A 25535-nucleotide genomic window follows, 5' to 3' on the forward strand; every position below is an offset into this window, starting at 1 on the left:
GTCATTCTCTTTGACTTCGATCGCCCCGACCATACCTATCGGGAGGCGTTCCCGTGGAGGCATCATGCTGCTCAAGCTGAAACTGATCTCGCTTACCCTGCTGATGCTTGCCACTTTTGCGCAGCCTGGCCTCGCTGAAACGGCGGAGCGCCCGGCGCCTGCAGGCGGCGTGCTGTCGCTGCTGCCGCCGCCGCAGACCACCAGCCATTCGATCACCGTCGCCGGGCGCAAGCTGGACTATCAGGCAAAGGCCGGCACGCTGTCGCTGCTTTCCGGCAAGGGCGAGGTCACGGCGGAGATCTTCTATGTCGCCTACACGCTGCAGCCGCTGGGCGACGCCGCGAAGGGGCCGCAGCGCCCCATCACCTTCGTGTTCAACGGCGGTCCGGGCGCAGCGTCCGCCTACCTGCATCTCGGCGCGGTCGGCCCGCGCGTAATCGCCACCGCGGCCAACGGGGAGTTCCTGCCTTCGCCGCAAAAACTCATCGACAATCCGGACAGTTGGCTCGACATGACCGACCTCGTCTTCATCGATCCGGTCGGCACCGGTTACAGTCGCGAGGCAGAGGGCGAGAATACGAGCAGCTTCTGGGGCGTCAACCAGGATGCCAGTTCGATGGGCGCTTTCATCCGGCTCTTTATTGCACAGAACGGCCGCACCGGATCGCCGCTCTTCCTCGCCGGTGAGAGCTATGGCGGGTTTCGGGCGGCACTGCTGGCCAGGACGCTGCAAGAGGATGTCGGCATCAGTCCGAACGGCATCGTGCTGATCTCGCCAGCGCTGGAGTTCATGCTTGTCCAGCCGGACGAATTCGAGCCGCTGCATTGGGCGCTCGAACTCCCCTCCATGGCGGCGGTGCGTCTGCGCGCCGAAGGCGTCAGCGGCGATGCGCTGCGGGAGAAGCTCGCCGAGGTCGAACATTATGCGCTGGGCGACTACCTCACGGCGCTCGTCAGCGGGCTGGAGCAGGGCGGGCGGCTGGCGAGCCGGCGCGTGGCGGAGATTACCGGACTGCCGCTCGAACTCGTCCAGCGGAATTTCGCCCGCATCCCGACCGGCCTGTTCGCAAGGGAGTTTGCCCGCGCCAGCGGCAAGGTGCTCAGCCCCTATGACGGCACGATCGCGACGGCCGACATCGCGCCCGAGAGCGCTCGCATCGCCGGCCCGGATCCGGTGCTCGACCGCAGCGTGCCGGTGCTGACCTCGGCTTTCGTCGGTTATGCCCGCGACGAACTGAATTTCCACACCGATGTCAGCTATCGGCTGCTCAACGGGGAGATCAGCCACAATTGGGACTACGGCACCTCGCGGCAAGGCTATGCCGGCGTGATGGACGATTTGCAGCGAGCACGTTCGCTGAACCCTGCGCTCGGCGTCGTGATCGTCAACGGCTACACCGACCTCGTCACGCCCTATCTGGCCTCGCGCTACCTTGTGAACCAAGTCCCGTCGCTCGCCAATGCCAGACCCATCCGTCTCGATGTAATCGAGGGTGGCCACATGATGTATTTCAGATCCGACGGCCGTCGCGCTCTGAAGGAGGCCGCTTCGGAACTCTACCAGGCGACGCAGTGAGCATCGCGACGCGCGGCTCGCCAAGGAATCCCTGCCCCAACGCAAGCCGGCCGCTGGCGTAGCGCCGCGCAAGGTTTCGCCCGTGTAGCCTGATCACGCGGTGCCTGGTGTTTCGGGCCGCAACATGTCTCTCGCATCTTCAGGCCGACGCCGCATGGCCGATATCGCCATTCTCGAAACCCGCGAAAGGGTGCTTGCCGGCATCCTGTTCACCGGTGCGGCCTATTTCCTGTTCTCGACGCAGGATGCCTCGATCAAGCTTCTGGTCGTCGGCATGAGCGTCTGGCAGATCATGTTCTTCCGCAGCATCACTATCCTGGTCGCTTGCACGGCGATCGGCGGACGCCGCTTGCTTGCTGACACGGCTCGTTCGCCGATCGTGCGGCCGATGTTCGTGCGCAGCGCCTTCACGCTGGCGGCGTGGCTCTGCTACTACAACGCCGCGCGCAGCCTGCAGCTTGCCGAACTCACCACCGTCTATTACGCCGCGCCGATCATCGTCACCGTGCTTTCGGTGATCATGCTCGGCGAAAAAGTGCCGATGCTGCGCTGGCTGGCGGTGCTCATCGGTTTTGCCGGCGTCTTCGTCGCTTGCGACCCGACCCATCTCGGCCTCTCTGTGCCGGTGCTGCTGGTGCTGGCCGCCGCTCTTTTGTGGGGCATCGCCGTCGTGCTGTTGCGCAAGACCGCGATGCAGGAACGCACGATGATCCAGCTCATCCTCAACAACTTCTACTTCCTGGTGTTTTCGGCGGTGCCGGCGCTGTTTTTGTGGCAGGCGCCCAACCAAGAGCAGTTGCTGCTTTTGCTCAGCGTCGGCGCGCTCGGCGGCGTCGCGCAGTATATGCTGTTCGAAGGCATGAAGCGGGCGCCGGTGTCGATCGTGGCGCCCTTCGAATACACCTCGCTGGTGTGGGCTTTTGCGCTCGGCTTCCTGATCTGGGGCGACGTGCCGCGCCGCGAAGTGTTCCTTGGTGCGGCGCTGATCGTTGCTGCCGGCCTGCTGATCATCGGCAGCGAGCATTTCCGCAAGCGGCTGTAGGATGCGACTGCTGACGGGATGGTGTCAGGACAGGGCAGCGTAGTCTGGTGACATGACAGAAACCGCAGATATGCCAGGCACCACAGACCTCGCCGCCGAGCGCACCCTTGGCATCATCCTGGTGTCGTCGTCGGCGGCTGTCTTCGGCCTCACCGGCGTCTTGACCAAGTCGATCCATGCCGACCCGCTGACCATCACCTGCTGGCGCGGCTTTGTCGGCGCGATCCTGATCAGCCTCTATGTGCTGTGGCGCCGCCGCCGCTCCGGCGGACGCGAAAGCATGCGGCTCGGCTGGCGCGGCTGGCTGCTCGCGGTGGAAGGGGCGCTGGCCAGCATCGCCTTCATCTCGGCGTTCAAATTCACCTTCGTCGCCAATGTCGCGATCATCTATGCCACCGCGCCCTTCGTCACTGCGCTGCTCGCCTTCTTGCTGGTCGGCGAACGGTTCCGCATGCAGACGCTTGCCGCCGCCGCGGTGTCGCTGTGCGGCGTGGCAATCATGGTGTGGTCCGGCTTCGGCACCGGCCATCTGTTCGGCGACGGGCTGGCGCTGCTGATGACGATCGGCAGCGCGCTCTACATGATCATGGTGCGCGCTTTCCGCGACACGCCGGTGGTTTGGGCGGGTGCTGTGTCGGCGTTCCTGCTGTTCGTATTCGGCTGGTTGGTCACCGACCCGCTGGCGGTCTCAGCCCGGGATGCCGTGCTTCTGGCCACCTTCGGCGCATCCTTCGCGCTGGCCTCTATCCTGTGGACGGAGGGCGCGCGGCTCATCCCTGCCGCCGAATCCGGCCTGCTCGGCTCCGCCGAAGTGCCGTTCGCCATCCTGTTCGCCTTCCTGTTCCTGGGCGAGATTGCGCCAGCCGCCAGCATGATCGGCGGTGCCATCGTGCTGTGCGCGGTGTTCGCCCATGCCGGACGCGACTGGCTGGTGGCCAGGCGGGGCGCGGCGCTCTGATCCCAGGAAAATCTGTCCGTGAAAAAAATTTTCGAAGTCACGGAACCATTATCGGACTCAGGCATTCATGCTGTGACGGGCCACCCCCAAGTCCCCCAAACCCCTCGGCCCGTCCTACTTTGAAGCCGACCGCAAGGTCGGCTTTTTCTTTGTGGGTTCAGGCAGGCGCTACGGACAAAGCAAGATTGCCGCTGAACAGCGCGGCAAGATCCTGCGCCGGCCGGTCCGCGCCATCGCGCAGCCGGATGGCAAATTCGGCAACCGGAACCGGCGGCAGGCCAAAATCGCGCGGCGCTTCAACAATGCCGGAATGTGCGAAGCGCGCCGTCCGCAACGTCAGCGCAATACCGGCATTCACCGCCGTGCGCAGCCCGGCCAGACTGGCGCTGCCGGCGGCGATACGGTAGCGGCGGCCGGAAGCATCGAGTGCTGCGATCGCCGCGTCGCGAAAGCCGCAATGCGGATCGAGCAACGCCAGCGGAACCTCGTCCTGGCGCGAAACCAACCCCTTTTGCGAACAGAGCCACACCATCGGCTCCCTGAGCACACCGACCTCGTCCGGCGTGGCGGCTTGGCGCATCGCAATCACAAGATCGAGCGAGCCGGCCTGTAGCGCCGCTGCCAGTTCGGCGGAGCGGCCGACGCGCAGTTCGATCCTGACGCGCGGATGGCTGACGGCAAAGGCCCGCAGCAGATCCGGCAGGCCGCTGTCGGCGAAGTCCTGCGTCGTGCCGATGGCGACGCGACCGTCGGCACGCGCGCCCTTCAGCGCCAGCCACGCCTCGCTGTGCACCGAAAGGATGCGTCTGGCGTGGCCGATCAGATCCTCGCCAACCGGCGTCAGGCCGCGCCCGCGTCCCTGCGGCAACAGAAGCGGCTCGCCGACGATCTCCTCCAACCGTTGCATCTGTGCCGTCACCGCTGACGGAGAACGGCCGACAGTCGACGCCGCTTGCGCCAGCGAGCCGCCGTCGACGAAGGCGAGGAAGGTTTTGAGAAGGTCTGGATCGAGCATTTGCATAGTTCGATATTATCGAAGTGTAAGTTAAAAACAATTCGATTTTTTTGATTGATAGACTGTGAGATTATCTCCCCAACGGCGAACAGAACGCCGCAAACTCAGGAGACAAGAAAATGCCGATCATCAATGTCAGCGTCACCGGCAAGCCCGATGCCACATTGTCCGCCTCCATCGCCAGGGAAGTGACCGAACTGACCGCGACGCATCTGCGCAAGGATCCGACCATCACCGCGGTCGCCATCAGCTATTTCGACCCGCAGCACTGGTTTGCCGGCGGCAAGTCGCTGGCCGAGCACGGCACCAACACGTTCTGGCTCGACATCAAGGTGGTCGACGGCACCAACACCAAGCTCGAACTGGAAGCCTATCTCCAGGCGATCTTCTCCGCTTTCGGCCGGCTGCTGGGCAAGGTGCATGAGGAAAGCTACGCCTTCGTGCATGAAGTGCCGGCCGCCGCCTACGGCTATGGCGGCAAGACGCAGGAGTTTCGTTTCATCAGCGGGAGATTGAAGGCGGCTTGAGAGACAGTGCCGCCCCTCATCCGCCCTTCGGGCACCTTCTCCCGTGAACGGGGAGAAGGAGAAAGCTCCACATTGACCTTGCCCGCACTTCCGCTAGGCTCTGCCCCGAAGCGGCCGCCAAAGAGCCGCGGCGTGGAGGACGTTGGGAGAGAGCGGCATGGTCCTGACACTGGCGCTGCTTGCGGGTCTCGTCGTGGCCTGGCTGCTGATCGGCGTGGTGGAAAAATTCCGCCTCGGCCTGCGCTTTACCCAGGCGCTGCTCTACGTGCCGTTCAAGCTCGCCTACCGGATCACCGACGACCGCATGAAGATCGCGCGTGCTGCACCGGCGCCGGTCATCTACGTCATCTCGCACCAGTCGCGCATCGAGCCGGCGCTGATGCTGTCGCTGCTGCCGGAAGATACGCTGCACATACTCGACGATGTCTCGGCGCGGTCGCCCTGGCTGGAACCCTGGCGCGAGCTTGGCCGCACCATCGCCTTCAACGCCGAACATGTCTTCGTCAGCCGCCGGCTGGTAAGGGTGCTGAAGGGCAAGGGCCGGCTGGCCGTCTACCTGCCTGATGCCGTCGAGCCTGACCTCAAGACATTTCGCCTGTTTCGCGCCGTCACCCGCATCGCCATGCAGGCCGATGCCAGCATCGTGCCGATCTTCGTCGGCGGTGCGCGGAGTTTGCCGGTATCGCTGACGCCGGCGGACAAGGCGCCGCGCCACCGGTTTCCGCAACTGTCGATCAGCGTGCTGGAGCCGATGACCATCGCCGAACTGGCGGCGCGAAACCCAGACCAGGCCTCGAACGCCAATGCGCTGTTCGACCGTGTCGCCGAGGCTCGGCTTTTCAGCACTGACCTTGATCGCGGCCTGTTCCTGGCCATGCGCGACGCCGCCGACCGGGTCGGCGCCTCGCATCCGATCATCGAGGACGTCATCTCAGGCGCGCTGAGCTACCGCAAGATGTTCATCGGCGCGCGGGTGCTGGGCCGCCGCTTCGAGGCGGTGACGGCGCCGGGCGAAGCGGTCGGGCTGCTTTTGCCCAACGCCAACGGCGTGGTGCTGTCGTTTGTCGGCCTGCTGTCGGCCGGCCGGGTGGCGGCGATGATCAACTACACCGCCGGTCCGGCCAGCGTCACCGCCGCCGTGCGCACGGCGGTGATACGCACCGTTGTGTCGTCCCGCGCCTTCATCGAGAAGGCCGACCTCGTCGACATCGTCGCGGCGGTCGAGAAGGGCGGCGCCAGGCTGCTGTGGCTGGAGGATGTGCGGGAAAGCGTCACCGCGCTGGATAAGCTCGCGGCGGCCTTGCGGTGGCGCTGGCCGCTGCAGCCGCAAAACGGCGCCAAACCAGCGGTGATCCTGTTCACCTCGGGCTCGGAAGGCACGCCCAAGGCGGTGGTGCTGTCGCACAAGAACCTTCTCGCCAACGCCATGCAGGCCGAAGCGCGCATCACCATCGCGCCCTCCGATATCCTGCTCAACGTGCTGCCGGTGTTCCACTCGTTCGGGCTGACGGGCGGCACCATCCTGCCACTGGTGACTGGTGTAAGACTGTTCCTCTACCCCTCGCCGCTGCACTACAAGATCATCCCTGAGATCGCCCGCAAGGTGCGGCCGACCATCATGTTCGGCACCGACACGTTCCTCGCCAACTATGCGCGCACCGCCAAGGACGGCGATTTCTCCAGCCTGCGCTTCGTCGTCGCCGGCGCCGAAGCGGTGAAGCCCGAGACGCGCCGCGTCTATCGCGAGCGCTTCGAGGCCGAGATCATCGAAGGGTTCGGGCTGACCGAGGCCGCACCCGTGGTCGCCGTCAACACCGCCATCCATGGCCGCGACGGCACGGTGGGGCGGCTTTTGCCGGCGATGCGCATGAAGCTCGAACCGGTCGAGGGCATCAGCGACGCCGGCCGGTTGTGGCTCGACGGGCCGAACCTGATGATGGGCTACATGACATCAGACCGGCCGGGCGAATTGCAGCCGCTCGACGGCTGGCACGATACCGGCGACATCGTCTCGGTCGACCGCGAAGGCTTCATCACCATTCGCGGCCGCGCCAAGCGCTTCGCCAAGATCGCCGGCGAAATGGTGTCGCTGGGCGCAGTCGAGATGCTGGTGCAGTCGCTGTGGCCGGAAGAGCGCCACGCGGCGGTGGCAGTGCCGGACAAGCGGCGCGGCGAGCGCATCGTGCTGGTCACCACCGCCGACGACGCCAATCCCGATGAATTGCGCAAGTTCGGCAAGCAGGCAGGTGCGGCCGAACTGATGGTGCCCAACGACATCGTCAAGGTTGAGGAAATCCCGGTGCTTGGCTCGGGCAAGACCGACTACGTCTCGACCCGCAGGCTGGCGATCGACCGGCTGGGGCTGAGCGCTGCGGCGTAAGAGTTTTGCAGACCTCGTCTAGACGACCACCGCCGACAGCAACAGGATAAGGCCGAGCCCCATCATCAGCAAGCCCGGCCAGTTCTGCGACAGGCCGAAGAAACCGAGCCCGCGCCGCCGCGGCTCAAGTGTCGGGCGATCCGGCGTCGCGGGAGAGGGCCTGGGGTCGCTGAGCCGCCCGCGCCCGAGGACTGCGCCCGCTATGTAAACAACGCCAGCGACAGTGAGCAACGCACCGATGAGGATGACAGCCATTTCTCCTCGCTCTTCTTCAGGTCCTGCCCCTGATGAAAGCTTGCGCGATCTTCGGTGAAGCGTTTCCGTGAGAGATGCCTGCCAGCATCGCGCGACGGCTGCTCCTGGTCGCCCGTTGAGACACAACGGTCAAGATGCCCGGCAGGTTCCGACAGGGCCGCGTGTCATGCACCAGGCGTGGAAAGCCGCGTCAGGTAAGCGTCAGCCGATATCCGAGGGCGGCACTTTCTCGCCTTCGCGCTTGGCGCGGTTCGTGTAGGCGCGCACGCTGAACGGCAGGAAGAGCAGGTAGCCGGCGACCGACGCGGTCAGCGTGTACCAGGGATAGGTCATCAGCAGCAGGACGTAGAGCACGACGGCAAGGATGATCGGCAGCACCTTGTCGCCCGGCACTTTCAGGCTCTTGCCGGAATAGACCGGCAGACGGCTGACCAGCAGGAAGGCGACCAGAATGGTGAAGCCGGTGGCGACGAAGGCGGCGGGACGGCTGGGCTCAATGCCGACCCGCAGGAACGACAGATAAAGCGGCAGCATGACCAGCACGGCACCCGCCGGCGCCGGCACGCCGACGAAATATTCGCTCTGCCAGATCGGACGGTCGTTGTCCTCGTCCAGCACGTTGAAGCGGGCAAGCCTCAGCCCGCAGGCTATGGCAAACAGAAGGACCGCGATCCAGCCCGGCGAGCCGGCGCGGTCGAGCAAGAAGGCGTACAGCACCAAAGCGGGCGCGACGCCGAAATTGACGATGTCGGCCAGCGAATCCATCTGCGCGCCAAATTTGGAAGTCGCCTTCAGCATCCGCGCCAGGCGCCCGTCAATACCATCGAGGAAGGCGGCCAGCAGCACCATCACCACCGCCGGCTCGAAGCGGCCTTCGAAGCCGAAGCGGATGCCGGACAGCCCAGCACAGATGGCGAGCACGGTGACGAGGTTGGGCAGCACCATGCGCATCGGGATTTCGCGGATGCGCGGGCCGCCGCTGCCATGCGCCTCGAATTTCTTGAATGGCGCGCCCATCGCTTAAGAAACCCTGACCAGCGGCGTTCCGGCTACGCCGCCAAATTCGGCGAGCACAGTTTCGCCGCCGACGGCCGTCTGGCCGACGGCAACGCGCGGCGTCGCAGCCAGAGGCAGGAACACGTCGACGCGCGAGCCGAAGCGGATCAGCCCGAAACGCTCGCCGATGGCGATGTTGCCGCCGGTCTCGGCCCAGCAGACGATGCGCCGCGCCACCAGGCCGGCGATCTGCACGGCGACGACCGTGCCGTTGGGGCTATCGATGATCAGCCCGTTGCGCTCGTTCTCGGTGCTGGCCTTGTCGAGTTCGGCGTTGAGGAATTTGCCCGGGCGATGCTCAATCCTGGAGATGCGGCCACGCACTGGGGCGCGGTTCACGTGGCAGGAAAAGACATTCATGAACACCGAGATGCGGGTCATTTCGGTGTTTCCGAGGCCAAGTTCGCGCGGCGGCACGGCCGGGCCGACCGCAGAGATGATGCCGTCGGCAGGGCTTACCACCAGCCGGTCGTCGACCGGCGTGACGCGCTCGGGATCGCGGAAGAAATAGACGCACCAGGCGGTCAGGATGAGGCCGACCCAGAACAGGATCGAGGAGAAATAGCCGAGGAAAAGTGTGCCCGCACCAAAGGCGGCGATGAACGGATAGCCCTCGCGATGGATCGGAACGAACACATTCTTGATCGTGTCGACGAGGCTCATGAGATGGGGGCAATCCCTGTTTCAGGTCCGGCCTCAATAGCGGAAACACCCCCTCGCCGCAACGCAACAATCGGCTAGGCCGGCCTTAGGTGGGACCCGCCCCGATATCGGACCGGACCGATCCAACCATCCGGAAAATCCATTGCTGCTGTCGGAGTGAGGCACCCTCGCCCGTCCTTGGATGACACGGCGCTTTGCACCGACCTACCAATGGGAGGCGAAGCGCTCCGCCGAAACCAAACCGAGGAGTTCGCAATGCCGTCGCAGAAATCAGCAACCAAACCAGCGCGTATCGTCATGAATGGCCTCGCCTTCGGTGAATCCCCGCGCTGGCATGGCGGGCGGTTGTGGGTCTGCAATTGGGGCACAGGCGAGATCGTCGCTGTGGATGCCGAAGGCAACAGTGAAATCGTGCTGACCGTGCCGGCCGTCCTGCCCTATTCCATCGACTGGCTGCCGGATGGACGCCTGCTTGTCGTCTCCGGCCGTGAAGGGCTGCTGCTGCGGCAGGAAGCCGACGGAACGCTGGTCACCCATGCCGATCTCAGGCATTTGTCAAAGAGCCCGTGGAACGAGATCGTCGTCGACGGGCGCGGCAATATCTACGTCAATGGCGGCGGGCCGGCGCCGGCTGCCGGCCAGCATTTCGGCCCCGGCACCATCGTGCTGATCACACCTGAAGGGACGATCCGGCAGGTGGCCGAAAACATCGCCTTTGCCAACGGCATGGCGGTGACGCCTGACAACAGGACGCTGATTGTCGCCGAATCGCACGCCAACCGGCTGACCGCCTTCGATATCGCCGCCGATGGCAGCCTTGCCAACCGGCGGGTCTGGGCCGATCTCGGCAACGGCTTTCCCGACGGCATCTGCATCGATGCCGAGGGCGCCGTCTGGTATGCTGACGTGCCCAACCGGCATTGCGTGCGGGTGCACGAAGGCGGAGGGATGCTGCAAAGCGTCGACGCCGATCGCGGCTGCTTTGCCTGCATGCTGGGCGGGCCGGACAGCAAGACGCTGTTCATCACCGCCGCCGAATGGCGCGGCTTCGAACACATGATCAGCGACGCTCGCACCGGCCAGGTGCTCAGCGTCGAGGCGCCGGCACAAGGGGCGGGATGGCCTTCTTACAGCTCGGGCAACCGCTGATAATTGGCGATGTCGGCCCTTACGCCGAGCCGGGCGATCGTCTCCTGCGGATTGAAGGCAACGCGCTCATGCGCTGCCTTGACGATCGGTACGACGTTGTCGACAGCCGCCTGGCTCTCCCATTCGACGATGGTGACGAGGTTGAATTCGCCCGGACCCGAGAATTGTTCGAGCAGGAAATCCTGGACGAAGCCTTGCTGCCGGCGCAGCAGTTCATGCGTCGTCCTGACCTTGGTGAGGATCTCTTCGCGAGCGGCAGCCGGGACGACAAACTTGTCGACCCGGAACACGCTGCCATGCTTTTGATTTGTTTCGCTCATTTCGATCTGTCTCCGTTCTCGAACGATGGCCTTCGCAAGGGCTCAGAGACGGTTTGCGAGCTCAACCTAAGTTGAGGTCAAGGGGATTTTTTCGTATGGATGACGCGACGGATGACGCTGCCAATCTCCCCCCTCGTGGGGGAGATTGGCAGTTCGTACGCTAGCTCACCTCCGAAGTCCGCCGGCGCACGACGACGCCCAGCTCGTCGCTTTCGCGCGCAATGCGCAGCCGCTCCTCGGCTTCGGTGGCCTCGCGCTGGCGGTCCCACATCGAGGCATAGAGCCCGCGCTCGCGCATCAGGGCGGCATGGGTGCCGCGCTCGGCGATCTGGCCGTCCTGCAGCACGATGATCTCGTCGGCCGTGATCACCGTCGACAGCCGGTGAGCGATGACGATGGTGGTGCGGCCCTGGCTGACGAGGTCGAGTGCCGCCTGGATCTCCTGCTCGGTGTGGCTGTCCAACGCCGAGGTCGCCTCGTCGAGCATCAGGATCGGCGGCGCCTTGAGGATGGTGCGGGCGATCGCCACGCGCTGCTTTTCGCCGCCGGACAGTTTCAGCCCGCGCTCGCCGACCATCGAGCGATAGCCGTCGGGCAACCGTTCGATGAACGGGCCGATCTGGGCGAGTTCGGCGGCCTTGCGCACATCCTCCTCGCTGGCGCCGATGCGGCCGTAGCTGATGTTGTAGGCGATGGTGTCGTTGAACAGCACGGTGTCCTGCGGCACCATGCCGATCGCCCCGCGCAGGCTCTCCTGGGTCACGTCTCTGATATCCTGGCCGTCGATCAGCACGGCCCCGCTCTGTATATCATAGAAGCGGAACAGAAGCCGCGAAATCGTCGACTTGCCGGCGCCGGATGGGCCTACAATGGCAACCGTCTTTCCTGCAGGCACCTCGAAGCTGATGCCTTTCAGGATCTTGCGGTTGGGATCGTAGGAGAAATGCACGTCGCGGAACTCGACCTTGCCGGCGCCGACGGCCAAAGGCTTCGCGTCCGGTCTGTCGACGATCTCCTGGGGGACGTCGAGCAGGTCGAACATGTGCTCGATGTCGGTCAGCCCCTGACGGATTTCGCGATAGATGAAGCCGATGAAGTTGAGCGGCACTGAAAGCTGGATCAGCATGGCGTTGATGAAGACGAAATCGCCTACCGTCTGCGTGCCTGCCTGCACTTCCAGCGCCGACATGCACATGACGATGACCGTGCCGAGGCCGAAGATGATGCCCTGGCCGAAGTTCAGCCAACCGAGCGAGGTCCAGATCCTGGTCGCGGCAATCTCGTAACGCGCCATCGAGCGGTCGAAGCGCTCGGCCTCCATGCCTTCATTGTTGAAATACTTGACCGTCTCGTAGTTGAGCAGCGAGTCGATCGCCTTGGTATTGGCGTCGGTATCGCTGTCGTTCATGTCGCGGCGGATCGAGATGCGCCAGTCGCTCGCCCTGACGGTGAACCAGACATAGAGCAGCACCGTGACGGCGACGACCGCCACGTATTTCCAGCCATAGGTGACGGCAAAGATGCCGGCGGTCAGCGCGAATTCGAGGATGGTCGGCGCCGTGTTGAGCATGATGAAGCGCACGATCGTCTCGATGCCCTTGGTGCCGCGCTCGATGATGCGCGACAGGCCGCCGGTGCGCCGCTCGAGATGGAAGCGCAGCGACAGTTCATGCATGTGGACGAAGGTACGGAAGGCGAGCTGGCGCACCGCATGTTGCCCGACCCGGGCAAACAGCGCATCGCGCAGCTGGTTGAAACCGAGCTGCACCAGCCGCACGACGTTGTAGGCGATGACCAGCATGACCGGCGCCAGCAGGAAGGCCGGCAGCGGCGGCGCCGATCTGGCGTCGCCGGCCAGCGCGTCGGTCGCCCATTTGAAGAAATACGGACCGGCCACCAGCGTCAGCTTGGCGACGACCAGCAACAGCGTCGCCCAGGTGACCCGCGCCCTGAGGTCGGCGCGGTCGGCCGGCCACATATACGGCCACAGATTGCGCAAGGTCCTGAGGGTCGAGGAATCGGCGGAGACGGTTTTTTCGGCCATTTTCTGGTGCCTTCTTCTTATGTCTTATTGGCCATGATCTTTTCGGAAAACCGGTTTCCACTTTTCGCTATACGCGGATCTTCGGTTCGGGATCATGGCCTAGCGGCCGGAGCAGCAGGAATTGACGAGCGCCGTGACCGATGCGGAGACATCGGCAAGCGCCGCGCGGTCGACCTCATAGCGAGAGCGCTGGCGGTCGGGCGCAAAGCGCACCAGCCCGGCCTCGACCAGGATCTTCAGGTGCTGGGAAACGGTGGACTGCGCCAGGTCGAGATGGTCGACGACCTCGCGGCAGCAGCAGGAACTGCTGGCCGAGAGATGTTTGAGGATCTCGATGCGCGCCGGATGCGAAAGGGCAGCCATGCGGGCGGCAACGGCGCGGCTGTCGGGGACGTAATTGCCTGGCGCGCATTTGTCGGCCGCGCGGCGTCCATCAGCTTCGAGGGGGGATTCGGTCATCGTCCATCGGCGATAAACGATGACCGTATCCAGGGCAAGCTGCCCTTATGGGCAGATCGGCTGCTAGGTTATGAAACGCGGGTGTCGAACCAATCCAGCACCAGCTGTGGGTTCTTGCCGAAGTAGTTGTATCCTTCGAAACGCTGGTCCGTCCCTTCGATCCAGAAGAGTTTCTTGTCCCGAGAGGAGATGGTGTCGTAGATTTCCTGCACATTGGAGAGTTTGGTCAGGAAATCATTGCGGACCTGCGCGACGAGTGTCGGAACCGTTACCGCCTTGGCATACTCCATTGGCCAGACGTCAGCGAGGTGAAAGCCGGTCTGTTTGTGAAAGGCCACGTCGAACAGTTTGACACCATTTGCGATTTTCTGGTTCTCCATCGCCGTCTGGACGAACACCGCCGGCGACACCGGCTGCAAGGCTATCATCGCCTTGATGTGGGCGAATTCTTCGGGGTGCTTTTTCATGCCAACGATGGTGGCATTGGCCCCCAGGCAACGGCTGTAAAGGGCCGTCTTCATGTCCTTGGTATCGGGCCGGGATTTCGCGTAGCGCAACGATCCGATCACGTCACGATATTCCAGCACACCATGGCCATTGATGCCGCCGCTGCCTGTTCCGCTACGGCCGTGGTTGCGCATGTCGTAGGTGATGATGTTGTAGCCGGCATCATGTAGAAGCTTGTATTCCGGCAGGAAATTGACTTCGAAGCCGCCGAAATTGGTCCAGGGCTCCAGATGGCCCGGATAGCCATAGCGGTTGCAGGGCATGGGGTGATTGAAGATGAGCAATTTGTCGGAGTCGGCAGGAATGAACCAGCCCTCGATCGTCACGCCATCCAGCGCCGGGAAGAAAATCTCCTCGTAGTCCAGGCCGTATTCGTTCGGCCACCGCAGGATCGGCGTGCGGGTCGAATGCGCCATCAGGTCGGCTATGCCATTGATGAAGTCTTGGGATTTTGCGTCGGTCATAGTTGCACCCGTTGTCGTTTGGTTGTCCGCAGCCGTTGCAACTGCAGATGAGGCGGCGATGATGGGGAGAGCGGCGAGCGCCGCGCCGGCTTTCAGAAGCTGGCGGCGGCCATTCGAAGGCGCGCCTTCCTGCTGAACGGTAGTGTCGCGCTGGTTGCCCATGTGGGTCTCCTTGATGGTTGAAACGTCGATATCGGCGGCAATTTGAGGAGTAGGGTGCGATGATCGTTGCACCCCGCCCTAGTCGGTGGTCATTGCTTCGGGGCGACAAAGCCTTCGGTGATGATGACCGAGCCTTCGGTCGAGGCGACGCGGAACTTCCGCGCGGCCGTATATTCCGGCGAGTTGTAGAAGCGCTGGGCGTCGGCCAGGCTCGGGAACTCGGCGATGGCCATGACCTTTTTTGGCTGGCCTTCCACAGCGGTCGCATTCAGATTGAAGACGATGATCTTGCCACCGAATTTCGGAGCCAGCGGACCCGCCTCCTCCATGTATTTTTTGAACCCGGCCCGATCGTTGATCGTGTAGTTGGCGATCATGTAGCCGGGCGCCTGCGTGTCCTGAGCATAGCCGGTTGCGGCAAGAGCGATGGTGAGGGCCGCGGCTGCGGCCGCGCCGATAACGAGTTTCTTCACTGTACCAGTTCCTTTGGTTTTGAGGGTTTCCGTGATCAGAAAGAACCATCTGTCGACCTGGACAGGTTCTCGTAGGCGCGCAGTTCCTCTAGGTGCCCTTCGAGGGCCGGCTTGAACGCCGCAAGGGCGTCGCTGCCAGCCAGAAACTGCCGTGGCGGATTTTCCATCCCAGCGAGCTTCACGAAGACGTCGCCGAGTTTGGCGGGATCACCTTGCTGCTTGCCGTCATAGCTCGACCACATGTCTTCGGCGCTGCCTTCAGCGGCGTAGTCCTCGATGGTGTTGGCGCTATATTTGGCGTTCTGCGCATCTAGCAGGTCCGTGCGGAAGAAGCCCGGCGCGACCACCACGACCTTGATGCCGAACTGTTCGACCTCCTCGGCCATCGAAAGGGAAAGGCCTTCGACCGCGAACTTGGCGGCGCTGTAGGCCCCGCAGTGTTTGAAGCCCATTATCCCGGCCAGTGAACTGATGTTGATGATCCGGCCTGACCGTTGTTTGCGCATGACGGGGAGGACCGCACGCATGACATGGATCACCCCGTACAGATTGGTCGAGATCAGCCCCTCGATTTGAGCGGTGCTCAATTCCTCGAAGTTACCGAGCAGGCTGTAGCCCGCATTGTTGACCAGAACGTCGATGCGACCGAACGACTTCATCGCCTCGTCGACCGCAGCCTTCGCCTGTGCCTCGTTGGCGACGTCCAACTGAACGAACGCAAGCTTGTCGCCTGCGACATCGCTCAGGGCATTACGGACCTTGTCGAGATTGCGGCCGGTCGCGACTACCCGATCGCCTGCCTTCAGGGCCGCCCTGGCAGTGGCGGCGCCGATGCCGCTGCCGGCACCCGTGATGAACCAGACCTTGCTCATATCTAACTCCCGTTGTCGATGAACAGGGAGGTAGACCTTAACGTCCTATCTGATTAGCCCGTATAATCCGCATGCAGTTAGAAAGGGGATTTATAAATGAGCCGTGACAAGATTCCCGGCCTCCATCAGCCCTTGTAGCGAAGCGCTTCGAGCAGGACGGCGAAGGCTGGCGTATGTTGTCGCCTGCTTGGATAATAGAGGTGATAGCCGGAGAATGGCGGGCACCAATCTTCCAACACACGGATCAAACGTCCGTCTGCAACATGCTGGGCAACCTGCGTTTCGAATGTGTAGACCAGTCCCAGTCCGCCCAGCGCGGCATTTACCAGCATCTCGTTGTCGTTGATGACGAGCGGCCCGTTGACCCGGACCTCAAGCTCAACACCATCGCGCTCGAACTCCCAGGCATAGAGCCCGCCCCCGGCGCTCTGTCGGTAGCTTACGCAATTGTGGTTGCTCAAATCACGCGGCGTTTGTGGGACCTCCCGGTCGGCAAAGTAGGATGGCGAGCCTACCACCGCCATGCGGATATCCGCGCTCACCCGAACCGCTACCATGTCCTTCTGGACCTGCTCCCCCACGCGGATGCCGGCGTCAAACCGGCCGGCGACGATGTCGATAAGCCCTTCATCGACATTGATCTCGACAGCGATGTCCGGATACTCCGGCAGGAGCTTCAACAAGGCAGGCCAGAGCACCGTTCTTGCGGCATGGCGGAAGGTCGTGATGCGGATCGTGCCCGCAGGCTTGTCGCGAAGTGCGGTAAGCTGAGCGATTTCACTATCGATATGGTCGAATGCCGGACGCAGGCTATGAAGCAGCCTTTCTCCCGCGTCAGTCAGCGACAGGCTGCGCGTCGTTCGCGAGATCAATCTGACCTTCAGCCGCTCCTCAAGCATGCGGACGGCATAGCTTAGGGCAGACTGGGAAAGGCCAAGCTTTGCGGCTGCGCGTGTAAAGCTTCCTTCTTCGGCGACCGCCATAAACATGGCCAGCTCACTGAAGTCGCCTTTTCTCATTTATGAACCTCGTTTCTAACTACATGCGGATTATAGCGCCTAATCAGCATGCTCGTCCTCCGCTATTTGTTCCCCGGGCCACATGCTGTGGCATCGGCAAGAGGACGACGAGAGACAATGAGCACGATGATCGATGTCAAACGTCTTCCCCTAATTGTCGCCACAGGCTGCATTCTTGCGCTGTCCGGGCTGAGTGTCAGGGCAGAGAGTAACCGCGTCACATTTCCCGAGAACTTCGACAAGTATGTGCTCTACGCGACTTACGACCGTGGCTCTTCCAAGGAGGAAGCGTTCGCGACTCCGGAAACGCTAGAGATCGCGAAGTCCGGCAAGCCACTTCCACCCGGTACGCAGATAGTCCTGGGCATCTGGACCAACTACGAACTGAGCAGCTACTTCGTCATGCACAAAGGCGAGGGCTGGGGCCTCGACTTTGACGAGGAGCGGCGGACCGGCGACTGGCAGTTCCAGCAATTCGATACGGCCATGCAGGTGATGGCAAGTTCGAACCCTTCGCGATGCCAATCGTGCCACTCATCGCAGAGAAGCAACGACTTCATGTTCACAATCGACCGAATGCGGGCCTACCTGCCGTGAGACCCCTGTTCCTGTTGCGTCTGGTGCTGGATTTTGTGGCAGCCGGCCTGCTGATGGCCGCCCTCGCCTACTACTGGCTAGACAACGCGACGCATGAGATCATCGGCACGGCCATGTTCCTGTTGTTGATTGCCCACAACATCTTCAACCGTCGCTGGTACGGTGCCATAACAAAAGGCCGGCGCGAGGCGCGTGGGATTGCCACCAAGATGGTCAACCTCGCGCTGCTGGCCACCATGATTGCGTTGCTGGTGACCAGCGTAATCATCTCGCAGACGGTCTTCAGCTTCCTGCCTTTGACCAGCAGCTTCACCGCACGCCAAATCCATACGCTTGCTGCTTATCTGGCGCTGGTCACAGCCGCCATCCATCTCGGGCTGCATTGGTCGATGATCATGGGCGTGGTGCACAGCAGGCTTGGCGTAACCGCCGAGAGCAAAATCCGCACTTTTGTTCTGCGTGGGTTGGCTACTCTGATCGCCGCATACGGCGTTCACAGCCTGTTTGCGGTAAATGTCGGATCAAAACTGTTCATGCAGATGACGATCGAATTCTGGGATTTCCAGACATCGACGGCAGCCTTTTTCGTGCACCACGTGGCGATCATCGGGCTCTGCATGTTCGTTGCGCACTATGGCTTGCGATTGCTTCAGAAGCCGAGGCAGCGTTCGGATCACGTTGGGAGCGCTGATCGCTAAGGCCGTATCGTCCAGCCAGGACAAGCTGCGTCCTCGCTCTTCGTCGGCACGCGACCTGATCTCGCGGGATCAAGACACCCCGTTCTGGAGAGCAGGCGTCCCGCCTCGTGATGGAGGCGGGCGCCGTCGCTTCAATCGACATAGAACTAGTTCGTCTTGGCCGGAGGCGTCGTCATCTGGTCGCCCATCGCCTTGAGGTCGGCGGCTTCGCCTTCCTTCGACTTTTCCGGGACTTTGAATACCTGCCCCGGCCAGATGCGGTCGGGATCGCTGATCTGATCCTGGTTGGCGAGGTAGATGGTCGAGTAGCGGACGCCGTGGCCGTAGACCCGCCGCGAAATCCGCCACAGCGTGTCATGGCGGCGGATGATGACGGCGCCGTCGGCATGTTCGAGCTTGGGCGCCACCGTCTCAGGCACATCGGCCGGCGGCGTCGCTGCCGCCACCTCGGCCGGAGCCTCGGCAGCAGGAGCCGGCGCGTCGGCGGCGGGTGCCGCAGGGGCTGTCGCATCAGCGGCCGCAGGCGGCGTGGCCGGCTCGGTTCCGGCGGGCGCTTCGGCCGCGGTCGCCGGTGCAGCCGGCTTGACTTCGGCGGGCTTGGGCGCGGCCGGCGCCACGGCGGCGACCGACTCGCCCGGCTCACGCTCGAACGGCACGGCGGCGCGGGCCACCACCTTCACCCCGTCGGCGTCGAGGCCATCGACATGGATGGTGTAGGTGCCGACCGGAATGTCGCGCGTCGCCTCGACCAGGAAATGGCCGTCGGGCGAGGTCAGCGCGTCGCCGAGCAGGATATCATTGGCATAGGCGCGCACCTTGCGGCCGGGATCGGCGAGGCCGGCGACGAAGATCTTGTTGCCGTCGATCTCGACCGCCTCGACGACGATCTTGGGTTCCGCCACAACAGCTGCGGGCGGCGTTGCCGGTGCTGCGGTCGCTGGTGGGGGCGTGGTTTCCCCCACGGCCGGCGCCGGTGCCGCAGGCTCAGCTGCCGTAGCGGGCTCAGCTGCCGTAGCTGGTGGTGTGGTGGCAGGCGCCTCGGTGGCCGGAGCAGCCGCCTGGTCGCCGGCTGCCGGCGCGGCAGGCTTCGTCTCGGGCGCCGGGACGGTAAGCAGCTCGGCCGGCTTGCCGGGTTCCTCGACCATGGCCAGCACCTGGCCGGCCGCATCCTTGGGGACGGAAACGACAGCGGTCTGCACCGAGGGGGTGACGACATCGCCGGTCGTCGAGCGCAACGCGATCGTATAATCGCCAGGCTTCAGCGGATCGTCGAGAACAATGACAAAGGCGCCATCGGGGCCGGCGATTGCCGAGCCGAGAACCACCGAGCCGTTGAGAATCTCGACCTTGGCGTTGGGCGCCGCATTGCCGGCGACGACAATGGAGCCGTTGCCTTCGACGCGCACAATATCGAAGCTCGGCGCGATCGGGCCGGTCGTAGCCGGCGCTGCGGGTGCTGCCGGAGCCGCCGCATCAGCACCGGGCGCTGCCGGCGCCGTGGCATCCGTACCAGGAGCAGGTGCTGCCGGTGCCGTCGCATCGGCGGGCGCTGCCGGCAGCCGGCCTTCGGTTCCCGGATCGGCCGGCTTGGCTGCCGGCGGCGTCAACGCCGCGATTTCAGCCGGCGGCGTTTGATTGAGATACGGGTCGAGTGCGCCCGATACATAGGCGGTTCCCGCGGCCGCTACGGTCCCACCCGCCGCGAACAGAAACGCCTTCAGAGGATTAATTGCCATATGTCCCTGCTGCCCCTTAGCCACCTAACGCCGGTCTAGCCTGTTTTGCTGAGTCCGACAAGAAAAAGCCCGGGCTTGTTACCCTCTGGGGCTTGACCACGCTTTCAGACCCAATCACCAATCATCGTATGAACACGATTCGATCCGTCTGCGTCTATTGCGGCTCGTCTCCAGGCCGCGATGAAACCTATGCCAAGGCCGGACACCTGCTTGGCCGTTCGCTTGCCAGGTCCGGCCTGCGGCTGATCTATGGCGGCGGCACCAAAGGTATTATGGGGGCCGTCGCTGAAGGCGCATTGCGGGCCGGCGGCAAAGTAACGGGCATCATTCCGCGCTTCCTCATCAACAGGGAAGCAACCGAAACCGCGCTTGACCGGCTCGACGAGCTCGTGATCACCGACAACATGCACGAGCGCAAACACAAGATGTTCGAGAAATCCGACGCCTTTGTGGCGCTGCCGGGCGGCATCGGCACGGTCGAGGAGATCGTCGAGATCATGACCTGGGGCCAGCTCGGCCATCACCGCAAGCCGATCGTGTTCGCCAACATCAAGGGATTCTGGGATCCGATGCTGGCGCTGCTCGACCATATGTCGAGCGAGGGCTTCATCCACACCGCGCAGCGGGTCAAGCCGCTGGTGGTCGAGGACCCCGAAGCGATCGTCGCCGCCATCATGGTTGCAGGGTCGTCGGTCGATGCGCCGACCGAGGGCGTACAGTCGGTGATCGACAAGATGTAAGGGGAGTACGGGAATAGGGCAGTAAGGCAGTATGTGAATTGGCTGGAGAGCTTCCCCTACTGCCCTACTGCCCTACTGCCCTACTGCCCTACTGCCCTACTGCCCTACGCAGATCAGCGATCACCGCACGCCGGTCGTTGCGCCGCCAGGCGAGATGGATCGAGACGGTACGTTCGAGCCACGGCAATTCGCGAAACACGATCTGAGGCGGTGCGGCACTGCGTAAGCTGGCCTGCACCGTCGCCAGGCCGAGCCCGGCGCCGACCAGACCAAGCGAGGTCAACGGATCGGCCGTTTCATAGGCAATGTCGGGCAGGAAGCCGGCCTTGGCGCAAGCGGCCAGGAACTGGCCGCGGTTGGTGTCGTCGGGCTGGCGCACCACGGTGATCCAGATGCGGCCATCGAGATGGTGCGGCTGGATGTCGGCGATATCAGCAAGCGGATCGCCTTCCGGCATCGCCAGCACCAGCGGCTCGCGCCTGACGAGCATGCCGGCGATGTCAGGGTCGTCGGCAGCGGGCGGTCCATATAGGAATCCCAGATCAAGCACGCGCTGGCGTAGCCCCTCAACTTGCGCTGCCGAACGCTGGCTTCTCAACTGCAGATGAAAATCCGGCCGGTCGCGGCGGAACTGCCGCAGCATCCGGCTGACAAGTCCGGCATGGACCGCGCCCTCGACATAGCCGATGGCAAGCCGGCCGACGGCGCCGCTCGCAAGGTTGCGGCCGAGTTCCTCCAGCTGCCGTGCATTGACCAGCAGCGCGCGCGCCTCGACCAGGAAGGCGCGGCCTTCGGCATTAAGGTGAACCCGCTGCTTGGCTCTTTCGAACAGGGTGACGCCGAGTTGCTCCTCTAGCTGCATGATCTGGCGGCTGAGCGGCGACTGCGAGATGTGCAGCGCTTCGGCGGCACGGCCGACATTGCCGGCTTCGGCGACGGCGACGAAATAGCGGATCTGGCGCAGGTCGAGCATGTTTCCTCCATGCACTAAGTCCCACAAGGTCTCAACTTTAGCCTAGTCAGTCTTAGACAGTCTGGCCAGTCGAAGCGATAGTTTCGCCATTCCAACCACAGGAGACCGCCATGCAGTTCTTTGCCCTTCTCACCCGCAACACCGAAAAGTTCACCGATGCCGATTTCGCGCCGCTGCTGCCCGGCGAGGCCGAGCAGCGCCGCACGCTCTATGCCGAGGGCGCGGTGCGCCAGGTCTGGAACCGCGGCGACATTCCAGGCAGCGGCATGATGTTCGAGGCCGGCAGCGACGCGGACGTGCGCCAGCATCTCGGCACCTTGCCGCTGGTCAAGGCCGGCATGATGGACATCGCCGCCGTGGTGCCGCTCGCCCCCTATCCCGGCTTCGGACCGAAGCGCTGAACCAACGTTTCGGCGCTTGGCCTGGCGGCGAATGGCGCCGCCGGCCGTCTGCCGGTGATCGACAGACTGTGATCGGCTGTCAAGAAACCGTCACACGAAACCGGGTTCGCCCGTGCTAGGGAATTCGCAATCGGCCGCGCGCCGCCATATTCGAGAACCTGGCAAAAGCGACCATGAACATCGCTCTCAACCCGGAAGGCACCGACCTGTCGCCTTACCTGCCCGACGAGCACGGGCTGTTCTTCATCTATCATTTCACCGCCGACGGCGCGCGGACGAAAGATGCGGCGCAAGCGCAGTGGACATGGCGCAGCTACCAGCTTTCCGACATGCGGGCCCGCCACGAGATCGCCACCGAGCCGACGCTGCCGCAGCCGGTGCGCGAAGCCTTCCTGTCCGCCGGCCATGGCTGCCACATCGACCTCGAGGATGACTGGCTCTATGGCGACCTGCCGGACCTGCGCCACGACTATTCTGCGGAAGCGCGCGGGCTCGGCCATTTCCGGTTCGCCCTCAACGATACGATGCTGATCGGCGCCCGCAAGCAGCCGCTGCAATCGGTCGACAATATCCGCAAGGCGATCGAGAACGGGGCGCGCAAGTTCCGCTCGCCGGCCGAATTGATCGAAGCGGTCATGGGCCAGTCGCTCGACGGCATGGCGGCGGAGCTCGGCGGCCTCGGCGACACGCTCGACGGCATCGAGGATCGCATCGTCTGCGACGCATGGCACAATGAGCGGCAGGCGCTGGTCGATGCGCGCCGGCATCTGGTGGTCATCCATCGGCAGATGGCGACGCTGACCAGCCTGTTCCGCCATCTCGACCATTCGCACCGCAACGACCTGCCGGACACAATCAACGACATGGCGGCACGGCTTTCGCACCGCGCGCACACGCTGCATCATGACGGCGAGCAATTGCAGGCGCGCGCCCGGCTGTTGCAGGACGAGTTGATGGCCAAGCTGACGACGCAGTCGAACCAGTTGCTCTACATGCTGTCGGTGATGACGGCGGTGCTGTTGCCTATGACAATCATATCAGGCCTGTTCGGCATGAATGTCGGCGGCCTGCCGCTGGTCGACACGCCGATGGGTTTTTGGGTGGTATCGCTGATATCACTGGTTGTCGCGGGGATCGTCTTTCTGTTTGTCAGGCGGCTCGGCCGGGGGATGTAAGGCGCTGCCTTTCACGCTGTCGCGCGAAGATCCTCAACTATGGTACCGGCGGCGGTGACTTCCGCCTCGTGGTCGGGTTCGCGCCATGTCTCGGCAAGGCCTGCGTCATACCATTCGCGCATCGCCGGCAGATCGAGCAAGCGCGCCGGATAGGCGGCGGCCGCGCCGTCGAAGGACAACCCGTAGGACTGCGCCCGAAACGCCACCGGGGCGAAGAAGGCGTCGACAGCGGTGAAATGATCGCCGGCCAGGAACGGCCCACCAAACCGGGCAAGGCCGTCATTCCACAAGTCGCCGAGGCGGAAGAGGTCGTGCTTCAGCGCCTCCGACATCGCAAACGGCTCGACGCGCAGGCCGCAATTCATCGGGCATGCATTGCGCAAGGCGGTGAAGCTCGAATGCATTTCGGCGGCGGCCGAGCGCGCCCAGGCCCGCGCTCTGGCTTCGACGGGCCACACACCGTGGTGGCGCTCGGCGAGATATTCGGTGATTGCAAGCGAATCCCACACCGCCCAGCCATCTTCGGTCAGGCACGGCACCCGGCCGCTGGGCGAGAACGGCCGGTAGAGGCTCCAACTCGATCCGGTCGGGAACGGCGTCAGCTGCTCCTCGAACGGGATGTCCAGCGTGCGCATCAGCACCCACGGTCGCAGCGACCATGAGGAATAGTTCTTGTTGGCGATATGCAGCACGTACATCGGGAATCCCTTACCTTGCAGCCGGCGCCGCCGGCCGGATTTCGCGGCCGCGGAACATCGACCACGAATACATCGCCAGGGCTGCCCAGATCAGACCGAAGGCGATGGCCTGGGTGGTGCCGAAAGGCTCATTGAAAATCAGCACGGCGATCAGGAACACGATGGTCGGCGCGATATATTGCATGATGCCGATGGTGGAGAGGCGCAAGAGCCTCGCGCCGAACGCAAACAGCAACAGCGGCACCGAGGTGACCGGGCCGCAACCGATGAGCAGCGCGGTGTCGGTAGCATTGCTGGAGACAAAATGGTCCTGTCCGTCGGCGATCAGGAAAATGATGTAGCCGAGCGCCGGCACGGAAAGCAGCAGCACTTCGAGCAGGAAGCCCTGGCTCGGGCCGATCGGCAGCGTCTTGCGGAAGAAGCCATAGGCCGCAAAGGAAAACGCCAGCGCCAGCGACACCCAGGGCAGTTTGCCGCCCTCGATGGTCAGCACCATGACCGCAACAGCCGCCAGCACCACCGCTGCGATCTGCAGCCTGTCGAGCCTTTCGCCAAGCAACAGCGCGCCGACGACGACATTGACCAGCGGGTTGATGTAGTAGCCGAGCGCGGTTTCGACGGTGCGGTCAACGGCGATCGCCCAGACATAGATGCCCCAGTTGACCGAGATCAGCGCCGCCGTCAGCGCCGCCATTGCAATCGTGCGGGGCGAGCGAATTGCGGCCTTGAAATCGGCGGTGCGTCCGGCCCAGATCAGAACGGCAGCGGCGATCGGCACCGACCAGACGATGCGGTGGGCGATGACCTCGGCCAGCGGCAGATGCGCGACCGCCTTCATGTAGAACGGCAGCATCCCCCACAAGAGATAGGCGCCAAGCGCCAGCAGGAAGCCGCGACGGGCCTTGGCGTCTGCTTCGATCTGAATTGCTTGTGTGGCCATGGCCCAACGCTATGCGCCAGCAGCCAGCCCAAGACCATCGCAAATTTCTGATGGATCAATGGACTTTTGGTGATGGTTCAAGTGCCGCCCAATTTTAGCGTTGAGCGGGCTTCTCCTTGAGTTTGAAAAACACCCTGTCCGGTGCACCTTGATCGTGCCTGAAGCCCGTCAGTTCCACCGCAAGATCGACAGGAATGTCAAAAACAAAATCGAACGCGGCAGGTTTGGAATCTTCTCCATCCTGTTTTGAAAAACACTGCTGCTTCAGCGCTTCGAAAGACGCGGGAAGATCGCCCAGGGCATGCAGATCCCTGATGTCCTTGTCGCCGCTGTGCCAGACTTTCCAGATATTTTTTCCGTCCCGCCATAGTTCTGCGCGCGCAAACATCAGATGCTCTTCTATGTGCGCGATAGTGACTTCCCGCCCTTCGGAAATCGCCGCCAGATATTGGTAAGGTGGGTTCGGAAAGCTGCAGGGCTGGAGAATGACGATCGCCCAGTTCTTTTCGCTGGCATAGGCGTTTATCGGCCCGTCGAAACCTTCGGATGAATTACCGATCTCGCGCCCGAACAAGGCCGCAGCTTCCTTTATGCTGTAGTCGCGAAAGCCCATCCAACTGAGCGAGAAGCCCATTG

Annotated in this window: 27 protein-coding genes; 11 read left to right on the top strand and 16 right to left on the bottom strand. The window is 63.4% G+C overall.

Features of this window, described 5'->3' with window-relative positions:
• The first annotated feature begins 64 nt into the window (after positions 1-64).
• From LHFGNBLO_RS29430 to LHFGNBLO_RS29440, 3 genes are all read left to right on the top strand, one after another.
• A complete protein-coding gene (locus LHFGNBLO_RS29430; RefSeq protein WP_258602909.1) occupies positions 65-1576 on the top strand; it encodes a S10 family peptidase in 1512 nt (503 codons plus the stop codon).
• A 154-nt stretch (positions 1577-1730) separates the two neighbouring features.
• Positions 1731-2618 carry a DMT family transporter gene (locus tag LHFGNBLO_RS29435; RefSeq protein ID WP_258602910.1) on the top strand — a complete coding sequence of 296 codons (888 nt, stop codon included), beginning with the start codon at positions 1731-1733 and terminating at the stop codon, positions 2616-2618.
• A 70-nt stretch (positions 2619-2688) separates the two neighbouring features.
• Positions 2689-3576, top strand: coding sequence for a DMT family transporter (locus LHFGNBLO_RS29440; protein WP_258602924.1), 888 nt, complete (start codon positions 2689-2691; stop codon positions 3574-3576).
• Between the two features lie 157 nt (positions 3577-3733).
• Here LHFGNBLO_RS29440 and LHFGNBLO_RS29445 read toward each other — a convergent pair whose 3' ends face one another.
• Positions 3734-4597, bottom strand: coding sequence for a LysR substrate-binding domain-containing protein (locus tag LHFGNBLO_RS29445; protein WP_258602926.1), 864 nt, complete (start codon positions 4595-4597; stop codon positions 3734-3736).
• 113 nt (positions 4598-4710) lie between these two features.
• Here LHFGNBLO_RS29445 and LHFGNBLO_RS29450 point away from each other — a divergent pair, with 113 nt between their 5' ends.
• Together LHFGNBLO_RS29450 and LHFGNBLO_RS29455 are read left to right on the top strand one after the other, a co-directional pair.
• On the top strand, positions 4711-5118 hold the full coding sequence (locus LHFGNBLO_RS29450; RefSeq protein ID WP_258602928.1) for a tautomerase family protein: 408 nt from the start codon (positions 4711-4713) through the stop codon (positions 5116-5118).
• A gap of 157 nt (positions 5119-5275) precedes the next feature.
• A complete protein-coding gene (locus LHFGNBLO_RS29455; RefSeq protein WP_258602930.1) occupies positions 5276-7498 on the top strand; it encodes an AMP-binding protein in 2223 nt (740 codons plus the stop codon).
• Positions 7499-7516: 18 nt separating this feature from the next.
• Here the strand turns inward: LHFGNBLO_RS29455 and LHFGNBLO_RS29460 are convergent, their stop codons facing one another.
• The 3 genes from LHFGNBLO_RS29460 to LHFGNBLO_RS29470 form a co-directional block, all read right to left on the bottom strand.
• Positions 7517-7753, bottom strand: a complete 237-nt coding sequence (locus LHFGNBLO_RS29460) for a hypothetical protein (RefSeq protein WP_258602937.1) — start codon at positions 7751-7753, stop codon at positions 7517-7519.
• A gap of 201 nt (positions 7754-7954) precedes the next feature.
• Positions 7955-8770, bottom strand: coding sequence for a CDP-alcohol phosphatidyltransferase family protein (locus LHFGNBLO_RS29465; RefSeq protein ID WP_258602938.1), 816 nt, complete (start codon positions 8768-8770; stop codon positions 7955-7957).
• A 3-nt stretch (positions 8771-8773) separates the two neighbouring features.
• Positions 8774-9472 carry a phosphatidylserine decarboxylase gene (locus tag LHFGNBLO_RS29470; RefSeq protein ID WP_258602940.1) on the bottom strand — a complete coding sequence of 233 codons (699 nt, stop codon included), beginning with the start codon at positions 9470-9472 and terminating at the stop codon, positions 8774-8776.
• Positions 9473-9727: 255 nt separating this feature from the next.
• On the opposite strand from LHFGNBLO_RS29470, the gene LHFGNBLO_RS29475 reads away from it, so the two are divergent.
• Positions 9728-10621 (top strand): SMP-30/gluconolactonase/LRE family protein, encoded by an 894-nt coding sequence (locus tag LHFGNBLO_RS29475; RefSeq protein ID WP_258602942.1) that lies wholly within the window; start codon positions 9728-9730, stop codon positions 10619-10621.
• Here LHFGNBLO_RS29475 and LHFGNBLO_RS29480 read toward each other — a convergent pair.
• The 7 genes from LHFGNBLO_RS29480 to LHFGNBLO_RS29510 form a co-directional block, all read right to left on the bottom strand.
• Positions 10600-10941: an antibiotic biosynthesis monooxygenase gene (locus tag LHFGNBLO_RS29480; protein WP_258602947.1), complete on the bottom strand. Its 342-nt coding sequence runs from the start codon at positions 10939-10941 to the stop codon at positions 10600-10602. The genes LHFGNBLO_RS29475 and LHFGNBLO_RS29480 overlap by 22 nt on opposite strands.
• 160 nt (positions 10942-11101) lie before the next feature.
• The gene (locus LHFGNBLO_RS29485; protein WP_258602948.1) at positions 11102-12985 is read right to left on the bottom strand and encodes an ABCB family ABC transporter ATP-binding protein/permease; all 1884 of its coding nucleotides are present in this window, start codon (positions 12983-12985) and stop codon (positions 11102-11104) included.
• Between the two features lie 99 nt (positions 12986-13084).
• Positions 13085-13444: an ArsR/SmtB family transcription factor gene (locus LHFGNBLO_RS29490; RefSeq protein ID WP_258602958.1), complete on the bottom strand. Its 360-nt coding sequence runs from the start codon at positions 13442-13444 to the stop codon at positions 13085-13087.
• Between the two features lie 68 nt (positions 13445-13512).
• Positions 13513-14577: an alpha/beta hydrolase family protein gene (locus tag LHFGNBLO_RS29495; protein ID WP_258602960.1), complete on the bottom strand. Its 1065-nt coding sequence runs from the start codon at positions 14575-14577 to the stop codon at positions 13513-13515.
• Between the two features lie 89 nt (positions 14578-14666).
• Positions 14667-15050: a DUF1330 domain-containing protein gene (locus tag LHFGNBLO_RS29500; RefSeq protein WP_258602962.1), complete on the bottom strand. Its 384-nt coding sequence runs from the start codon at positions 15048-15050 to the stop codon at positions 14667-14669.
• A gap of 35 nt (positions 15051-15085) precedes the next feature.
• Complete coding sequence (locus LHFGNBLO_RS29505) at positions 15086-15922, bottom strand: SDR family oxidoreductase (RefSeq protein WP_258602965.1); 837 nt, start codon at positions 15920-15922, stop codon at positions 15086-15088.
• Positions 15923-16047: 125 nt separating this feature from the next.
• Positions 16048-16941, bottom strand: coding sequence for a LysR family transcriptional regulator (locus LHFGNBLO_RS29510; protein WP_258602967.1), 894 nt, complete (start codon positions 16939-16941; stop codon positions 16048-16050).
• Between the two features lie 117 nt (positions 16942-17058).
• Between LHFGNBLO_RS29510 and LHFGNBLO_RS29515 the strand changes: the two genes are divergently transcribed.
• On the top strand, positions 17059-17538 hold the full coding sequence (locus LHFGNBLO_RS29515) for a cytochrome P460 family protein (RefSeq protein ID WP_258602969.1): 480 nt from the start codon (positions 17059-17061) through the stop codon (positions 17536-17538).
• The gene (locus LHFGNBLO_RS29520; RefSeq protein WP_258609952.1) at positions 17535-18236 is read left to right on the top strand and encodes a DUF4405 domain-containing protein; all 702 of its coding nucleotides are present in this window, start codon (positions 17535-17537) and stop codon (positions 18234-18236) included. Before LHFGNBLO_RS29515 ends, LHFGNBLO_RS29520 begins: the two co-directional genes overlap by 4 nt.
• Before the next feature lie 146 nt (positions 18237-18382).
• On the opposite strand, the gene LHFGNBLO_RS29525 is transcribed toward LHFGNBLO_RS29520, so the two are convergent.
• Entirely contained in the window at positions 18383-19972 is a 1590-nt protein-coding gene (locus tag LHFGNBLO_RS29525) for a LysM peptidoglycan-binding domain-containing protein (RefSeq protein WP_258602970.1), read from the bottom strand.
• A gap of 128 nt (positions 19973-20100) precedes the next feature.
• Here LHFGNBLO_RS29525 and LHFGNBLO_RS29530 point away from each other — a divergent pair, with 128 nt between their 5' ends.
• Positions 20101-20712, top strand: a complete 612-nt coding sequence (locus tag LHFGNBLO_RS29530; protein ID WP_258602972.1) for a TIGR00730 family Rossman fold protein — start codon at positions 20101-20103, stop codon at positions 20710-20712.
• A gap of 88 nt (positions 20713-20800) precedes the next feature.
• On the opposite strand, the gene LHFGNBLO_RS29535 is transcribed toward LHFGNBLO_RS29530, so the two are convergent.
• Positions 20801-21685 carry a LysR family transcriptional regulator gene (locus LHFGNBLO_RS29535; RefSeq protein WP_258602976.1) on the bottom strand — a complete coding sequence of 295 codons (885 nt, stop codon included), beginning with the start codon at positions 21683-21685 and terminating at the stop codon, positions 20801-20803.
• Positions 21686-21795: 110 nt separating this feature from the next.
• Here LHFGNBLO_RS29535 and LHFGNBLO_RS29540 point away from each other — a divergent pair, with 110 nt between their 5' ends.
• Together LHFGNBLO_RS29540 and LHFGNBLO_RS29545 are read left to right on the top strand one after the other, a co-directional pair.
• Positions 21796-22086 (top strand): muconolactone Delta-isomerase family protein, encoded by a 291-nt coding sequence (locus LHFGNBLO_RS29540; RefSeq protein WP_258602977.1) that lies wholly within the window; start codon positions 21796-21798, stop codon positions 22084-22086.
• Positions 22087-22259: 173 nt separating this feature from the next.
• Positions 22260-23261 carry a transporter gene (locus LHFGNBLO_RS29545; protein WP_258602979.1) on the top strand — a complete coding sequence of 334 codons (1002 nt, stop codon included), beginning with the start codon at positions 22260-22262 and terminating at the stop codon, positions 23259-23261.
• 11 nt (positions 23262-23272) lie between these two features.
• Here LHFGNBLO_RS29545 and LHFGNBLO_RS29550 read toward each other — a convergent pair whose 3' ends face one another.
• From LHFGNBLO_RS29550 to LHFGNBLO_RS29560, 3 genes are all read right to left on the bottom strand, one after another.
• Positions 23273-23959 carry a glutathione S-transferase family protein gene (locus LHFGNBLO_RS29550; RefSeq protein WP_258602981.1) on the bottom strand — a complete coding sequence of 229 codons (687 nt, stop codon included), beginning with the start codon at positions 23957-23959 and terminating at the stop codon, positions 23273-23275.
• A 10-nt stretch (positions 23960-23969) separates the two neighbouring features.
• Entirely contained in the window at positions 23970-24899 is a 930-nt protein-coding gene (rarD, locus tag LHFGNBLO_RS29555; RefSeq protein WP_258602983.1) for an EamA family transporter RarD, read from the bottom strand.
• 94 nt (positions 24900-24993) lie between these two features.
• On the bottom strand, positions 24994-25533 hold the full coding sequence (locus LHFGNBLO_RS29560; RefSeq protein WP_258602985.1) for a hypothetical protein: 540 nt from the start codon (positions 25531-25533) through the stop codon (positions 24994-24996).
• Between the last annotated feature and the right edge of the window lie 2 nt (positions 25534-25535).

It is taken from the genome of Mesorhizobium sp. AR10, from assembly GCF_024746795.1.
In the GTDB taxonomy this organism is placed as follows: domain Bacteria; phylum Pseudomonadota; class Alphaproteobacteria; order Rhizobiales; family Rhizobiaceae; genus Mesorhizobium.

Excerpts from the sequence above, each read along its gene's own strand:
- LHFGNBLO_RS29430 (WP_258602909.1), top strand. The coding sequence starts at position 65 with ATGCTGCTCAAGCTGAAACTGATCTCGCTTACCCTGCTGATGCTTGCC.
- LHFGNBLO_RS29435 (WP_258602910.1), top strand. The coding sequence starts at position 1,731 with ATGGCCGATATCGCCATTCTCGAAACCCGCGAAAGGGTGCTTGCCGGC.
- LHFGNBLO_RS29440 (WP_258602924.1), top strand. The coding sequence starts at position 2,689 with ATGCCAGGCACCACAGACCTCGCCGCCGAGCGCACCCTTGGCATCATC.
- LHFGNBLO_RS29445 (WP_258602926.1), bottom strand. The coding sequence starts at position 4,597 with ATGCAAATGCTCGATCCAGACCTTCTCAAAACCTTCCTCGCCTTCGTC.
- LHFGNBLO_RS29450 (WP_258602928.1), top strand. The coding sequence starts at position 4,711 with ATGCCGATCATCAATGTCAGCGTCACCGGCAAGCCCGATGCCACATTG.
- LHFGNBLO_RS29455 (WP_258602930.1), top strand. The coding sequence starts at position 5,276 with ATGGTCCTGACACTGGCGCTGCTTGCGGGTCTCGTCGTGGCCTGGCTG.
- LHFGNBLO_RS29460 (WP_258602937.1), bottom strand. The coding sequence starts at position 7,753 with ATGGCTGTCATCCTCATCGGTGCGTTGCTCACTGTCGCTGGCGTTGTT.
- LHFGNBLO_RS29465 (WP_258602938.1), bottom strand. The coding sequence starts at position 8,770 with ATGGGCGCGCCATTCAAGAAATTCGAGGCGCATGGCAGCGGCGGCCCG.
- LHFGNBLO_RS29470 (WP_258602940.1), bottom strand. The coding sequence starts at position 9,472 with ATGAGCCTCGTCGACACGATCAAGAATGTGTTCGTTCCGATCCATCGC.
- LHFGNBLO_RS29475 (WP_258602942.1), top strand. The coding sequence starts at position 9,728 with ATGCCGTCGCAGAAATCAGCAACCAAACCAGCGCGTATCGTCATGAAT.
- LHFGNBLO_RS29480 (WP_258602947.1), bottom strand. The coding sequence starts at position 10,941 with ATGAGCGAAACAAATCAAAAGCATGGCAGCGTGTTCCGGGTCGACAAG.
- LHFGNBLO_RS29485 (WP_258602948.1), bottom strand. The coding sequence starts at position 12,985 with ATGGCCGAAAAAACCGTCTCCGCCGATTCCTCGACCCTCAGGACCTTG.
- LHFGNBLO_RS29490 (WP_258602958.1), bottom strand. The coding sequence starts at position 13,444 with ATGACCGAATCCCCCCTCGAAGCTGATGGACGCCGCGCGGCCGACAAA.
- LHFGNBLO_RS29495 (WP_258602960.1), bottom strand. The coding sequence starts at position 14,577 with ATGGGCAACCAGCGCGACACTACCGTTCAGCAGGAAGGCGCGCCTTCG.
- LHFGNBLO_RS29505 (WP_258602965.1), bottom strand. The coding sequence starts at position 15,922 with ATGAGCAAGGTCTGGTTCATCACGGGTGCCGGCAGCGGCATCGGCGCC.
- LHFGNBLO_RS29510 (WP_258602967.1), bottom strand. The coding sequence starts at position 16,941 with ATGAGAAAAGGCGACTTCAGTGAGCTGGCCATGTTTATGGCGGTCGCC.
- LHFGNBLO_RS29515 (WP_258602969.1), top strand. The coding sequence starts at position 17,059 with ATGAGCACGATGATCGATGTCAAACGTCTTCCCCTAATTGTCGCCACA.
- LHFGNBLO_RS29525 (WP_258602970.1), bottom strand. The coding sequence starts at position 19,972 with ATGGCAATTAATCCTCTGAAGGCGTTTCTGTTCGCGGCGGGTGGGACC.
- LHFGNBLO_RS29530 (WP_258602972.1), top strand. The coding sequence starts at position 20,101 with ATGAACACGATTCGATCCGTCTGCGTCTATTGCGGCTCGTCTCCAGGC.
- LHFGNBLO_RS29535 (WP_258602976.1), bottom strand. The coding sequence starts at position 21,685 with ATGCTCGACCTGCGCCAGATCCGCTATTTCGTCGCCGTCGCCGAAGCC.
- LHFGNBLO_RS29540 (WP_258602977.1), top strand. The coding sequence starts at position 21,796 with ATGCAGTTCTTTGCCCTTCTCACCCGCAACACCGAAAAGTTCACCGAT.
- LHFGNBLO_RS29545 (WP_258602979.1), top strand. The coding sequence starts at position 22,260 with ATGAACATCGCTCTCAACCCGGAAGGCACCGACCTGTCGCCTTACCTG.
- LHFGNBLO_RS29550 (WP_258602981.1), bottom strand. The coding sequence starts at position 23,959 with ATGTACGTGCTGCATATCGCCAACAAGAACTATTCCTCATGGTCGCTG.
- rarD (WP_258602983.1), bottom strand. The coding sequence starts at position 24,899 with ATGGCCACACAAGCAATTCAGATCGAAGCAGACGCCAAGGCCCGTCGC.
- LHFGNBLO_RS29560 (WP_258602985.1), bottom strand. The coding sequence starts at position 25,533 with ATGGGCTTCTCGCTCAGTTGGATGGGCTTTCGCGACTACAGCATAAAG.